This is a genomic window from Amycolatopsis tucumanensis (assembly GCF_021654135.1).
Taxonomy (GTDB): Bacteria; Actinomycetota; Actinomycetes; order Mycobacteriales; family Pseudonocardiaceae; genus Amycolatopsis_E; species Amycolatopsis_E tucumanensis.
Genome location: NZ_JAKGSD010000044.1, coordinates 13773 through 27495 on the forward strand (window position 1 = coordinate 13773; position 13723 = coordinate 27495).

Here is a 13723-nt window from a genome sequence, read left to right on the forward strand (position 1 = left end):
AAATGGCTCAGACGATCGCGTGGGCGTTGGCCGGGCTGCCGACCCCGCGGGGCAGCGGCAGAACGCCGGAGATCAGCAGGAAGTCGTAGTGCCCGCGCTCCGCGCACACCCGCGCGAGGCGAGGCAGGTGCCACAACTCGCCCAGCGGCATGCCCTGCAGCGCGATCAGCCGCCGGTGCAGGAACCCCTTGTCGGGGTTGACCGGGAACACCTCGACCCCGACGTTGTCCACGGCGACGGCGGCGAACTCCCTGTCCCACAGGTAGGCCGCCATGTCCTTCGAGGACTCCAGGCCGGGACAGGCGAAGCCGGAGCCGATCGTGCCGCGCAACCGGGCACGGTGCTCGGCAGGAAGCGCCCGGTACCACTCCGTCCACCCGGTGCGGACCACCAGGATGTCGCCGGAGCGGAACTCGGTGCCCTGGGCCGTGGCGACCTCGTCGAGCATCGCCGCGGTGATCTCGACCGGCTGATCCGGGGCCAGCGGCGTGCCGCGCGCGTCCAGGTGACCGGCGACGTCGACGAGGACACCCCGGCCGCCGAATCCGTGCGCCGCCCACCGGTCGACCCCCAGCACGTCAGTTGTCGCGAGGTCGTCCTCGGACCGGCCGCCCCAGTAGCCGTGCCGCCCGGCGTTGATGTGCCGCAGACCGTCCCACTGGGAGGAGCCCTGCAGGTAGAAGCCGTCGAGCTTGTCATCGTGCCCGGCGGCGGTGTCCTCGATGACGTGCCGGTAGAGGCCCCGGTCGTCGAACAGGCCGGGATCGGGTTCGTTCAGCGGGAGCGTCAGCGAGATCATCTCCCCGGTGCGGACGGCGTCGGCGGCTGCCCTCCGCTGCTCGCCGCCGATGAGGTTGAGCGTGCCGAGCTCGTCCGCGCGCCCCCACACGTCCCAGGCATGCCGCTCGTCGCGCCCCGCGAGCGTGGGCAGATCGGCGAAGCGCGGTGTCCGGCGCACCCGGGTCATCGGGCGGCCTCCAGCATCTCGCGGAGCTTGACCTTGCTGACCTTGCCCGTGTCGGTCTGCGGCACCGAACGCGAGTCCATCACCACGAACCGGGAGGGCACCTTGTAGCTGGCCGCACAGCCGCGGATGTGGGCGTCCAGTCGTCGCACGAGCTCGTCCTCACCTGCCGACCACCCGGCGTCCGGCACGACGACGCAGGCCATCTCCTGATCCCCGTCCGGAGTGGACAGTCCGATCACGTACGCCTGGTCGACGTGGTCGTGCCCGGTGACGATCGCTTCGATCTCCAGCGGCGCGACGTTGATGCCCTTGATCTTGAGCATTTCCTTCCACCGGCCGCCGAACGCGAGCCGGCCGTCCTCGCCGATCGCCCCCAGGTCGCCGGTGCGGAACCAGCCGTCCGCCGAACGCGTGCCGGCGTTGATCTCCACCGAGCCGAGATAGGAGTCGATGACGCATCCGCGCACCTCGATCTCGCCGGTCACGCCGGGCGGGCACTCGGCGCCCGTGCTGTCCACGATGCGGATCCGCTGGGTGTCCAGCACGGTGCCCTGGGTGTGCAGCTTGATCTCCAGCGGGTCGTGCGCGTCGGTCATGGTGACGAAGCCGTAGGACTCGGTCAGCCCGTACGCGCTGCAGGCTTCGGTGATGCCGAGGCCCTCGATCGCGAGCCGCTTGTCCTCGGCGTTGAACCCCACGGGCCCAGTGCGCAGCGAGGAGATGTCCCTGGTGCCGAAGCTCGGCGCGGCAAGCAGCGCACGCACCGCCGTGGCCAGCCCGTAGCTGACCGTGCAGCGCTCCCGTTCGATGAATTCCAGCGCCGCGTCACCCTCGACCTTCTCCTGGACGCATAGTGTGGCACCGTGGCTGAGAGCCACCGGAAGCGCGTTGCAGGCGCCATAACCGAAGAACAGCGGCATGGCGAACCAGATCCGGTCGCCGGGCCGCACGTGCATCCGCTCCCCCATGGCGCGGCCGTTGCGCAGCAGCTTCCCGTGCTCCAGCGGCACCGGCTTGGGCAGGGCCGTGCTCCCGCTGGTGTAGAGGATCATCGCGAGGTCGTCCGGGGTGACGGCGCCGGCGGGCGCCGGTCCCGGGACCACACCCGGCGGGAACGGCTCCGGCGCGGGCCAGAGCAGCGCCCCGAGGTACCCACGGGTGTGCCGGCCGCCGGTGAACAGCTCCCCGTGCCCCGCGGCGGCGAGCTCGGCCGGCATGTTCTTGCCGAAGACCTGCTCGTCGGTCACGACCAGCCGGAGCCCGGCGGTGCTCATCAGGTGCGCCAGCTCCGCGGAGCGGTACCAGGTGTTGATCGGCACCGCGACCAGGCCGGCGCGCTGGGCACCGAGCATGGTCACCAGCCAGCGAAGGCCGTTGGGCAGCAGGATCCCGACCCGGTCTCCCGGGCGCAGCCCGGCGGCGGCGAAGGCCCCGGCAAGGTCGTCGCAGCGCCGGGCGAGGTCGGCGAAGGTGATCCGTCCCTCCGGCGCCACCACGGCTTCCTCGTCCCCGTAGCGGTGCGCCAGCGCCGCGAGCGCTTCCGGGAACGTGCCGGGGCGCGTGCGGTTCTGTTCGGTCAGCGTGCTCATGTCCGTCCTCGTCTCGTCGATGCGGGTCATCGATCACCGGTCCGCACGACGACGTCGGCGCGCACCAGCGCCCCAGTGCCGGGGTCGGCGTACTCGACGAGCTGGACTCCCGGGCGGGCCTGGCACCACTGCCCGCGCTCGGCCAGCCGTTCGTGAGCGGCGCTCCGGCGCACGGCGAGTCCGTCCTCGCGGGCCCAGCTTCGCCGTTCGCGGCGGATCCGCTCGCGCTCGGCGCTGGTGGCGGCGGGATCGGGGCGGCCGGTGTCGTCTAGCACGACTCCGTAGGAGACTCGGGCCGCCTCGACGGTCACCACGCCGGACCGGACGTCGGCCGCCACCCGGGCGGGGTCTCGCTCGATCGGGTCGCCGTGCCCGCCACCCCCACCGACCCGCAGGACGACCACGTCGCCCGCGCCCACGGTCAGACCGAACTGCTTGCCCTGCAACGGTGTCGCCGGTGCGGCCAGGTCACCGATCGCCCGCGGGATGCGGCCCTGCGCGAGCGCCTCGTCCGCGCGAGCCCCGCTCACCAGGGCCGAGCCGCTCGTCGAACCCGGATACCCGCCGAAGACGCCGGACGGCGGCACCTGCCAGCACGCCGCCATCACGTGCTCCTGACCGCCCGGCGTGTACCAGGGTGTGAACGCCAGATCGATCCCCGCTCCACCTCGTGTGCGGCCGGGTCCGCCGGAATTCGGGTTGAGCCGCCGCCACAGGTACAGCACCGGGTAGACGAGCTCGTTGATCTCGATGTCGGGGATGCTGTTCTGCGGCTGCGCGAGGACGCCGCTGACGTCCATGCCGTCGGCGACGGCCTGCGCTCCGGCTCCGCTGCCGCCGCCGTTCATGTCCGGGAAGGGGACCAGCCGGCCGTCCTCGTCCGGGGCGTAGAAGAAGCTGGCGCTCCACGAGTCCTGCCACGGCGCCATCACGTGCTCGCGGACGAAGGCGTTGTCGCTGCCGGCCTGCAGATCGGCGAGCAGCCTGGTGACCAGTTTGCCGATCCGGAAGCCCGTCTCGATGTGCCCGGCCCCCATCGGCGCCGGCATCCGCGCGTCGCAGATGGTGCCGGGTTTCGTGACGACCTCGATGGGGCGCAGCGTGCCCTGGTTGATGGGCAGGTCCGGCAGCAACGTGATCAGCAGCGGGGACACCACCGCTCCGAGCGTCGTCGCGGCACTGACGTTGATGAAACCGTCGGTCTGCGGCGCGGAGTCCGTCAGGTCGAACCGCAGTGCGTCGCCGGTGACCGTCAGCGTGCACCGCACCGGATACAACTCGTCGGTGTGCCCGTTGTGTTCGGCGAACTCCTCCGCGGTGTAGGTCCCGTCGGGCAGGTCCGCGATCCGGCGGCGGACGGCCTGCTCGGCGAGGTCCTTCGCCGCCTCGACGTAGGTGCGGAACGCGCCCGTGCCGTACCGCCCGATGAGCGCCTGGAGCCGCTCGTCGCAGCGGTGGCAGGCGGCGATGAAGCAGCGGATGTCGTTGAGGACCAGTTCCGGGACGCGGATGTTGGTCTCGATGATCCGCCACACGTCTTCGACGGGGCGTCCCTGGTCGACGATCTTGACGCCGGGCAGCCGCAGCGCCTCGCCGTAGGCCTCGGTGGCGATCGGGTTCATCCCGCCCGGTGCGAACCCCCCGAAATCGTTCACGTGGGCCTCGGCCCAGCACCACGCCATCAGCTCGCCGCCGATGAAGATCGGCCGCACCACACCGACGTCCACCGCATGCGCGTTGCCGGTGGTGAAGGGGTCGTTGCACAGGAACATGTCGCCCGCGCGGATCTCCGAGCGCGGGTAGGTGGCGAGGATGTGCCGCACGGCCTGCCGCGCGGCCCCGAGGTACATGGTGATGTACCCGGCGTAGCTGATGATGTCGCCCTCGGCGTCGGCGATGAAGGTCGAGAAGTCCACCGCCTCGGCGATGGCTGGGCTGCCCGAGGCGCGCATCATCACGGTGCCCATCTCGGCGGCGACGTTGTCCAGCGCCTTGGCGAGGATGTCGACGTCGACCGGATCCAGCCGGATGTCGTTTCCCGCGGTCATGCCGCGACCTCCTTGTCGGTGAGCAGGTAGTTGCCCCAGCCGTCGACCCGCAGCTCCCAGCCCGCGGGGAGACCGATCGTGGTCAGCGGGTGCTCGAGCAGCGCCGGACCGGCGACGACAGCACCCGGCGGCAGCGCGCCGTGGACGTCGACCTCGGCCTCCCCGCTGTCGGGAAGGTGGACCCGGCGGCGCGTGAGCGGCCTGATCACCGCACCGGTTTCCGGCTCCTGCTGGGCGATGTCGACGGAGTCGACGCGTCCGGTGGCCGTGACCCGCACCGCCATCAGCACCACCGGGCTGCCCACCCACGCGGTTCCGCTGCCGTATTCCTTTTCGTACTGCGCGGGAAAGCCCGACTGGATCTCCGCCAGATCCGCTTCGCCCAGGTCGTCGCGACGCGGGATCGGGATCCGCAGTTCCCACTGCTGCCCGGCGAACTTGAACTCCCCCTCCCACCGGACCTCGATCCGATCGTCCGGGTAGCCCGCGGCACGCAGCGCCGCGACGAGTTCCGCGTCGAGTTCGCGCAGGGCGGTGACCACCGCGCTCACATCGCCGCCCTGCCACATGGCCGACCGGGCCCTCGTGCGAACGTCGTCGCTGGAGAGCAGGCCACGGGCGGAGAAGACGGCGGCGTCGGCCGGGATCACGACCTGCCGGATGCCGACCGACCGGGCGATGTCGGCTGCGAAGAGACCCAGTGCGCCCCCGAAGGCGACCATGGCGAACTCGCGGGGATCGTGGCCACGTTCCACTGTCACCCCGCGCACGGCGTTGCCCATGTCCGCGACCACCATCCGGTGCACGGCCACGGCGGCCTGCACGGCGCCGATCCCGAGCGGTTTGCCGATTTCCCGGCCGAGTGCCTCCCGCGCGCTGTCGATGTCGAGGGCTCGCCTGCCGTCCAGGAAGGACGGCGGATCGAGGAGCCCGAGCACGGCGGAGGCATCGGTCACCGTCGGCTCGGTGCCCCCCTTGCCGTAGCAGATCGGACCTGGTTCGGCGCCGGCGCTGCGCGGGCCCACCTGCGGCACCCCACGCGCGTCGAGCCACGCGATGCTGCCGCCGCCGGTGCCGATCGGCAACACGTCGATCTTGGACAGTGCGGTCAGGAAGCGTTCGCCCAGCGTGACCCGCTGCGTGACCTGAGGGGTCGCGTCCCGCAGCACGGAGACGTCGAAGGAGGTGCCGCCCATGTCCGCGGTCACGATGTCGCGGATGCCGAGCCGGCGCGCCAGTTCCCGCGCCCCGATCACGCCGCCGGCGGGCCCCGAGTCGATCAGCGTGATCGGCCGCTGCCGGGCCTCCGCCGCGGTCACCGTCCCCCCGAAACCCTGCATGAACGCCACCGGCACGCGCAGCCCGCGCGCGGCGAGCTCCCGCTCGATCCGTGCCGTGTATTCCGCGACCCGGATGCCGGTGAACGAGTTGAGGACCGTCGTCATCGTCCGCTCGTACTCGCGGATGACCGGGTGCAATCGGGACGAGACGCTCAAAAAGATCCCGGGGTGCTCGGCCTCGACGATCGAGGCGAGCAGTTCCTCGTGTGCCGGGTTCGCGAAACCCCACAGCAGCGAGACAGCGATCGAGTCGACGCCGGCGGCCACCAGCGTGCCGACGGCTTTCCTCGCCTCCGCCTCGGTCAACGGCACGATGATCCGGCCCTTGCGGTCCACCCGCTCCGCCACTTCGGCGACGTGCTCGCGGGCGACGATCTGCGGGATGTTCAGCTGCTTGTGGTGATCCCGGTGTGCGTTGCGGGCGGAACGCGCGATGAGCAGGTTGTCCCCGAAGCCCTGCGTGGTGACGAGACCCACCGTGGCGCCGCGGAGCTCGGCGACCGCGTTGGTGACCACGGTCGTGCCGTTGACGAAGCGCGTCGTGGACGCGAGCAGCCCGGTCAGGGGCACACCCACCTGGGTGGCGAGGTTTTCCAGTGCCGCGAGGAGGCCGATGGTGAGGTCACCGTGGGTGGTGTCGGACTTGTCCGCGTAGGACCGTCCACTTGAGTCGATCGCGACGACGTCGGTGAACGTGCCACCGATGTCACAGCCGATCTGGAACGTGACTGAGGAACGCAACGTCATTGTCCTTCCTGGGCTGCGCGCGGGAGGAATCAGCGCACTGCCTGCGACTCACATTAGAGACGACAGCATGTTGAGTCAAGCGACAGGTTGTTGTCTGTTTTGGGCCTGTGGGCCCGGCAAAGGGCGGGTGGCCGCGGCGGCGGCCACCCGCTCCTCGCACCGTGTTCAGCGCAGCCGCGCCACCAGTTCGGCGGTGTCCGGGCACGATCCGGGGTCGCGCACGGTCGTGACGATGTCGTCCGCGTCAGGGCCGAGCACCGGAACCGCGTAGTCGCGGAACTTCTCGGCCACCGCCGCCGCGGTCGGGTTCACGCCGTCGCGGTTGGTCGCCGAAACAGTGCGGCCGTCGGTCAGGCGTACGGTCACCCGTGCGTCCCTGCGCGCGGGGAAGGCCCGATCGGCGTCCGGATCGACGACCACCGAAGTCCGGGCCGCGAGCTCGGCCAGCCTGGGGTCGAGCGGACCGGAGTACCGGTGCGGCCGCAGTGCACCATCGGTCAGCGCCGCAGCCACCGCGAACTGCAGGCTCATCTGGCGAGAGATCGTCGTCGTCAACGAGGTTCCGTTGTCGCAACCGGGGTACCGTGCCGCGGCACCCGAGGTGTGCACCGACGCATCAGCCACCGCGTCCGGCTCGATCCCCTGTGCCGCGAGCTGTTGCGCCGCGTCGATCGCCTCCTGCGTGAGGGCGCACGAGGGGTGGGCCTTGAAGAACGTCGCCGAGATCGCCATCCGGTCCAGCCGCACCTCAGGCAACCCAGCCCCGCCCCGGGCCCCGCCGAACGCCTGGCGGAGACCGAAGATGCCCTCGACCGCCGATGCGGCACCGGTCGCACCCTCGCGTGCGAGCAGCGCAGCCGCCAGTCCCGCTCGACAGGCGCCGGCGTTCTGGAAGAACACTTCCGTGGTCCCGTCCCGCGCCCACTGGCAGATCCCGGCCGACGAGCTGGCGGCCAGACCGAGCGCGTGCGCCGTGGCGGCCGGATCCAGCCGCAGGAGGCTCGACACGGCCGCCGCCGCGCCGAACGGACCGAACACGCTGCTGGCACGCCATCCGCGTGCGACGAAGTCGTCGGTCAGCACCGCCGCCCCGACCTGGGCGATCGCCTCGTACCCGAGGACGATCGCTCGCAGCACGTCGACCAGCGGCGACCCCAGCCGCTCCCCGATCGCGAGCGCCGCGGGAATCACCACGGTGCCCGGATGCACCCGGCTCTCGGCATGGGTGTCTTCGTGCAGGAGCGCATGGCAGGCAACGGAATTGGCGAAGACTGCGTCCGACAGCCCGCTCCGCCGCCCGCCGGCTGCCCAGATCGCCGCTTCGTCACCGCTGCCCGCGACCGACCTGGCCTGTGACACCCACGGCATCTCGCGACCGCCGTAGGCGCAGGCGAGGGCATCGAGCAGGCACGTACCGGCCTGCTCGATCGCCTCCGGCCGGAGGCGCGGCGCCGCGTCCTCGAGCTGTTCGGCGAGGGCGCCGAGGAACACCGTCACACCTCTTCGGGCGCACGGACGCCGGCCGCCGGCGCGACGTCCGGCGCGAGAACCTGCGGGGGCCGCCGCCGCACGACGAGCGCCGCCACCAGACTCAGCAGCGCACCGAACATCAGGAACAGCGCCGGCGACCGGTTGTCACCGGTGAGCCGAACGAGGGTCTGGCTGACGTAGAGCGCGGGACCGCCGAGCAGCGCCGCGGCCAGTGCGAAACCGACCGCGAACACCGTGGCACGCACCCGGGCCGGGACGACCTCGATGTAGGTCGCGGGCGCGACCGAGGTGTACAACGCCGGCATGACGCCGAGCAGCACGGTCATCAGGATCGCCACGCCCAGACTCGACGCCGACGACAGTGCCATGAACAGCGGGTACGCCAGCACCAGCGTCGCCGCGGACAGACCGAGGAGGATCGGCCACCGCCCCCACCGGTCGGACAGCGGCCCGCCCGCCGCGACGAGCACCACCGCCACGGCGATGCTGATCACCGTGGCCAGGGTCGCCTCCTTCTGCGTGAAACCGAGCTGGATGAGGTAGGACTGCGCGTAGGTGAACGCGATGTAGTAGCCGATCTGCTGGAACGCGGCGACGCCGAAGATCAGCACGATCAGCCGCCAGTGCCGGCTGAACGACTCCTTGGCCGGAGACGGGGTGACCTGAGCCTGTTGCTCGAGCGCGCGGAACTCGGGCGACTCTTCGAGCCGGGAGCGGATGTACAGGCCGACAAGCCCGAGCGGCAGTGCCAGGAGGAACGGGATACGCCAGCCCCACGAGGCCATCGCCGCGGGCGAAAGCGTCGCGCTCAGCAGCAGGACCACACCCGCGGCCAGCAGCAGGCTCGCCACACTCCCGATCTGCACGCGGCTGGTCATCGCCCCCCGCTTGCGCTGCGGCGTGAACTCCGCGGCGTAGGTCATCGCGGTGCTGTACTCGCCACCGGCGGCCAGTCCTTGCAGCAACCGGCACGCCACCAGCAGGATCGGCGCCCACACCCCGACGGTGGCGGCGACGGGCAGCAGACCGATGACCGTGGTGGCGCCTGCCATCACGACCAAGGTAGCCACCAGGGAGGGCTTGCGCCCGAACCGGTCCGCGATCGAGCCGAAGATCAGCGAGCCCAGCGGCCGCACCACGAAGGCGACACCGAAGACCGCGAAGGCCGACAGCAGTGCGACGCCAGGCTGCGAACCAGGGAAGAACAGTTTCGAGATCAGGACCGTCAAGAACCCGTAGACGGCGTAATCGTAGGTCTCGACGGTGTTGCCGACGGCGGCCGCGAAGGTCACGCGCCGCATCAGGGCCGGGGGCGGGGCGGCGGCAACGCCAGGGGTGTCGGACATTCGGGGGCTCCCAAGTCGTCGTTGACATGAAGAACGAAACCGGCACGCCGCGGCGCCTTCCCTGGCGACGCCTCGACCGCCGACGACGAAAGCGAGCCAGGCCGCTCAGGGTTGCGGCCCCGCTCGCGCGACCTGCGACCCGCCAGAGACGACGAGTGACTCAGGCCACGCAAGGAGACTAAAGACGACACCCTGTCGAGTCAAGCGTCAGCTTGATGTCCGAGTGCTCTTCCGTCCGGTGCTGGAGAGACCGAGCGCGTCCACCCACATGCCGGTCACGACGTCCAGCAGCTCCTCCCGCCCGATCACGAACACCTTCTGCACGATCGCGCGGAAACACAGCTGATCGAGCTGCACCATGAGCAGTTCCACCCGCAGCCGCTGCGTCTCGCGCCGCCCCTTCGGGAACTTGGCCAGGTATTCGCCCAGCTCGGCAGCCAGCTGATCCAGCTGGTCCTTCCAGCGAGCCGCGACCTCGAGGTCGCTCGCCATCGCCTCGTGGATGGCGGGCAGGAGCGGAGCCTGTTCCTCCCACCACACCAGCGCCCGGTCGAGCCATTCGCGCACGCTCGCAGCCGTGCCCTCGGCGAGTGCCGCGCCGAGCAGCGACCAGTACTGGGCGCTCTGCTGTTCCCGCACCGTCCGGTAAACCTCGGTGAAGACCTCGGCCTTGTTCGGAAAGTGCAGGTAGAAGGTCGCCCGATTGACCTTCGCCGCCTTCGTGATGTCGCCGATGGACGCCTGTCCGTAGCCGTGCTCCTCGAACACCCGCCGCGCCGCGGCCACGATGCGCTGCCGCGTCATCAGCCGCTGTTGCTCACGGACCGAAAGCAGCTCCGTCGATTCACTCGACACCATGTCGCCCACAAGGCGATGATAGGCCAATCGGTCATCGGGAACTCGCCGTGCCACCACGATCGCCGAGTGACACCGCCAAAGGGCGACACCGTCGGCGAGATCGTCAACGGTGAACCCGATAGCACGCAGGTGGTTCACGTTCGTCCCCCATCGCACTGGACGACCACCACTTCCTCGGGAGCAGCGGGCCGTGGTCAGGCGATCGCGCACAACCGCCGCGCACGAGAGTGGGGCGAAGAACGAGTACACGACGTTCGCCCGGCCGCGGGCTGGCCTACCCCGGGTACAGCCCGAGGCGCGGGCGCAGGCGGTCCTGGCCGGACTGCGCTTCCACAACCTCCGGCACAGCCGCATCCTGGCGCCGTCACGAAAAGCTGCGGTTCGACTACACCAGCCCCGTGGCGGCGACACGGACCCTTGCTGCCGCCGTCCGCACGCCACATCGTCCATTGTGGCCGGCAGCGGATCGTCGGCCGTGTCGAACAGGGTGGCCGCAGCCAGGAGCGCCTGGGAGTCGGTGGCGGGGCTCCACGGTATCCGTCATGCGGTCTTCGCGCCGGAAGCAGGGAACGCGTTCATCCGGCCGGGAGCCGCGCACCAGCGTCGGGCATTCCACAAGGACTTGTCACAGGCGGGCTGGTCGCGCGGCCCGAAGGGTGGCAGGTCCTCGGTGAGCGAGGCGGCTTCGAATGGAGGCGGCCACCACCATCCACGTCCGGCGTTCTGCCGCATCCGGTGTGCGTAGCTTCGAGGCGGCCCAGGATCGCCTCGGACGGGAAACGCGCGAGTTCCAGCAGAGTCGCGGCGCCTTGCGGGACCGGGAGCCGCCCGCCGTGAGAGCCAGGCGGTGTGGTGGCCAGCCCGTCCCACCCGCCCCCGGCCAGGCCGTGACGGCAAAGCAGCCTGTCATCTCACTGAGTACGGCCCAATGCGGTCGCGTTCTCCACCAACACCGGCAGGAACTCGTCCCGCAGCCGCTCGATGCTCACCTGTGCTGCCATCACGTTGACGCTCATCGCCGCGATCACCTGGCCACGGCTGTCCTTGACGGGCACGGCCAAGGCCCGCAGCCCCTCCTGCAACTCCCCGTCGACGATCGCGTAGCCGTCCGCCCGTGCGCGGCGCACCGCCTCCACGACCTGCGAAGCGTCCACCACCGTGCGCGCCGTGTGACGTTCCGGCGGCTGCCGGTCCAGGACTTCCGCCAGCTCCTCCTCGGAGAGGCTCGTCATGAGGACCCGGCCCGTGGCCGTCGCCGCCGCCGGGAGCCTCGCCCCCACCTTCACGCCCGGCGAGAGGATGTGGGTCGACTCCGCCCGGTTGACGAACACCGACCACCCGTCGTCCCACACGGCCAGCGAGACGGATTGGTCCAGCGCCACTCGCGCGGCTACCAGGTACGGCTGGGCCAGGGCCGGCAATTGGGCGGTGCTCAGGTACGCGGCACTGAGTCTCAGCAGCCGCAGCGTCGGCTGGTACCGCTTGCCGTCGTAGGACAGGTAACCGCATTCGGTCAGGGTGAGCAGGCAACGCCTGGCCGCCGGCCGGGTGATTCCGGTCAGCCGCGCGGCATCGGCGACCGTCAGCGCCGACTGCGCCCGCTCGAACGCCTCGATCACAGCCAGCCCCTTGGCCAGGCCGCCCATGCCCTCGGACGCACGGGTGCCCTTGACATCGTCGGCCGACGAAGCGTTAACGGTTCGATTATCAGCCCCGCCGCCCGGCCGCGGATGATCACCATCGGTTACACCCGCGGCCTGCTCATCACCCCGGCCGTACGCGCATTGCGCAAGGCTGAACCCGACGCAGAGGTGAAGACCCGGCTTCTGTCCTGGAACGACTCGCGATCAGCGCTTCTGGACCACCGAGTCGACGCGGTCGTGGCCCGGCTGCCGTTCGTCACCGACCAGCTCCGCGTCACGCTCCTCTACGACGAGCCTCGCGTCCTCGTGGTCCCGCTCGACCATCCTCTCGTCGGCCGGGAAGCGGTCACCCTCGACGACATAGCTGAGGAGCCGATTCCCCACGTCCGGCAATCCGATCCGCTGCTGAACGCCTACTGGCGCATGGACCCTCGTCCTGACGGACGCCCCGCACCGGACGGCCCGCTCGTCGAGGACCTCGAGGACAAGCACGAACTCATCGCAGCGGGGCAGGCCGTAGCCATCGGCCCGCCTCTCGACTACGCCACCGGCCTGCATCCCGGGCTGACCACCATCCCGCTGCGTGACATCGAACCGAGCAAGGTCGTCCTCGCCACGCGCGCCGGCGACCGCAATCCCCTGCTCTCAGCCTTCCGCGATCACGCCGAGGCTGAGCTGCCAAAGCACCAGAGGCACACCGTGGCGACGTCGGCCGCGGTCAAGCCTTGAGCTGGCGTCATTCCTTCGCTCAGTTCGTGCCCAACGCGCCGGACCGTCGTACCGGGACGCGGCGAGCAAGTGCACGGAGACCGAACCGGCAGCCCCGACGGTCGTCGGCTGCCGTGCACGGTTCAGCGGGTGGTGGTGAGCGTCTGCTGCTCGTCGGCCACGGTCCCGGCATCTCGGCGGAAGGGCGCGGTCAGCGTGGGCAGGATGTGCCGCCGTTTGCGACCCAGCGCGGCCAGAGCGGCGTAGATTCCGCACAGGAGGTAGCGGGCGGTCTGGCCAGGCAGAGCGAACTGCGCGGCGAACAGGCCGGGCAGGGTCCAGGTGGACCAGCGGGGGAACCACAGCGCGAGCAGCGCGCCGATCCCCAGCAAGGTCTGGGTGGCGGCGAGGAGGAACTCCTCGGCCTGCCGGTCGTCCAGGTGCAGGGCCGCGCCCCCGCCATTGGCGAGGCACGCCAGCGGCAGGCTACCCACCAGTGGTGCCAGCCACTGCACCAGCAGGAACTGGTCGATCCCCAGCTGCATCCCAGTCACGATCAGGGCGTGCGCGAAGGGTTCGGCGCAGGCCCCGATCACCACCGCGGCGACGACGAACAACGCCCCGACCAGGGCGCGGCAGCCACGGCGGGGAACTCGGCGACGCTGACGGCCGGGCCGACCAGGTGCGGCTCCCGGCCTCGGCGCGGGACACCTTCCGCAGGTAAAACGGCGGAAGACTCCACATCGCCATGCCGAACTTCGCCGGCGGGCCTGCCTCAGCAGCCGCGACCACCAGCGCCGCGGTCGAGCCGTTGGCGCCGCAGATCGTGGCATCGCAACCGCGAGACAGCACCTGGCCAAACTGCGTCTGGCCGGCGTCGTCACCGCCCATCGCGACGGACGCCGGCACCTCTACACCGTCGACGACCCGCACATCATCAAACTGGTCGAGGAGACCTTCGACCACATCGCACCCGAGGGCACTTT

The 13723-nt window shown here is 70.7% G+C and carries 10 protein-coding genes; 1 reads left to right on the top strand and 9 read right to left on the bottom strand.

Annotated elements, in window-relative coordinates:
- Positions 1–7: 7 nt before the first annotated feature.
- The 8 genes from L2C96_RS32380 to L2C96_RS32415 all read right to left on the bottom strand — a co-directional run bounded on the left by L2C96_RS32380 (position 8) and on the right by L2C96_RS32415 (position 12032).
- Positions 8–967 carry a cyclase family protein gene (locus L2C96_RS32380; RefSeq protein WP_237338902.1) on the bottom strand — a complete coding sequence of 320 codons (960 nt, stop codon included), beginning with the start codon at positions 965–967 and terminating at the stop codon, positions 8–10.
- A complete protein-coding gene (locus L2C96_RS32385; protein ID WP_237338903.1) occupies positions 964–2586 on the bottom strand; it encodes a class I adenylate-forming enzyme family protein in 1623 nt (540 codons plus the stop codon). The genes L2C96_RS32380 and L2C96_RS32385 overlap by 4 nt, the downstream gene beginning before the upstream one ends.
- A complete protein-coding gene (locus tag L2C96_RS32390) occupies positions 2583–4604 on the bottom strand; it encodes a hydantoinase B/oxoprolinase family protein (RefSeq protein WP_237338904.1) in 2022 nt (673 codons plus the stop codon). The genes L2C96_RS32385 and L2C96_RS32390 overlap by 4 nt, the downstream gene beginning before the upstream one ends.
- On the bottom strand, positions 4601–6691 hold the full coding sequence (locus tag L2C96_RS32395; protein ID WP_237338905.1) for a hydantoinase/oxoprolinase family protein: 2091 nt from the start codon (positions 6689–6691) through the stop codon (positions 4601–4603). The genes L2C96_RS32390 and L2C96_RS32395 overlap by 4 nt, the downstream gene beginning before the upstream one ends.
- Before the next feature lie 165 nt (positions 6692–6856).
- Positions 6857–8182, bottom strand: coding sequence for an MmgE/PrpD family protein (locus L2C96_RS45235; RefSeq protein WP_237338906.1), 1326 nt, complete (start codon positions 8180–8182; stop codon positions 6857–6859).
- 2 nt (positions 8183–8184) lie between these two features.
- Entirely contained in the window at positions 8185–9528 is a 1344-nt protein-coding gene (locus L2C96_RS32405) for an MFS transporter (protein ID WP_237338907.1), read from the bottom strand.
- 207 nt (positions 9529–9735) lie between these two features.
- Positions 9736–10524, bottom strand: coding sequence for a TetR/AcrR family transcriptional regulator (locus L2C96_RS32410; protein ID WP_237338908.1), 789 nt, complete (start codon positions 10522–10524; stop codon positions 9736–9738).
- Between the two features lie 773 nt (positions 10525–11297).
- A complete protein-coding gene (locus L2C96_RS32415; protein ID WP_272883563.1) occupies positions 11298–12032 on the bottom strand; it encodes an IclR family transcriptional regulator domain-containing protein in 735 nt (244 codons plus the stop codon).
- An 84-nt stretch (positions 12033–12116) separates the two neighbouring features.
- On the opposite strand from L2C96_RS32415, the gene L2C96_RS32420 reads away from it, so the two are divergent.
- Positions 12117–12758, top strand: a complete 642-nt coding sequence (locus tag L2C96_RS32420) for a LysR family substrate-binding domain-containing protein (protein WP_237338910.1) — start codon at positions 12117–12119, stop codon at positions 12756–12758.
- Between the two features lie 122 nt (positions 12759–12880).
- Here the strand turns inward: L2C96_RS32420 and L2C96_RS32425 are convergent, their stop codons facing one another.
- Positions 12881–13354, bottom strand: coding sequence for a hypothetical protein (locus L2C96_RS32425; protein ID WP_308191198.1), 474 nt, complete (start codon positions 13352–13354; stop codon positions 12881–12883).
- Positions 13355–13723 lie beyond the last annotated feature (369 nt).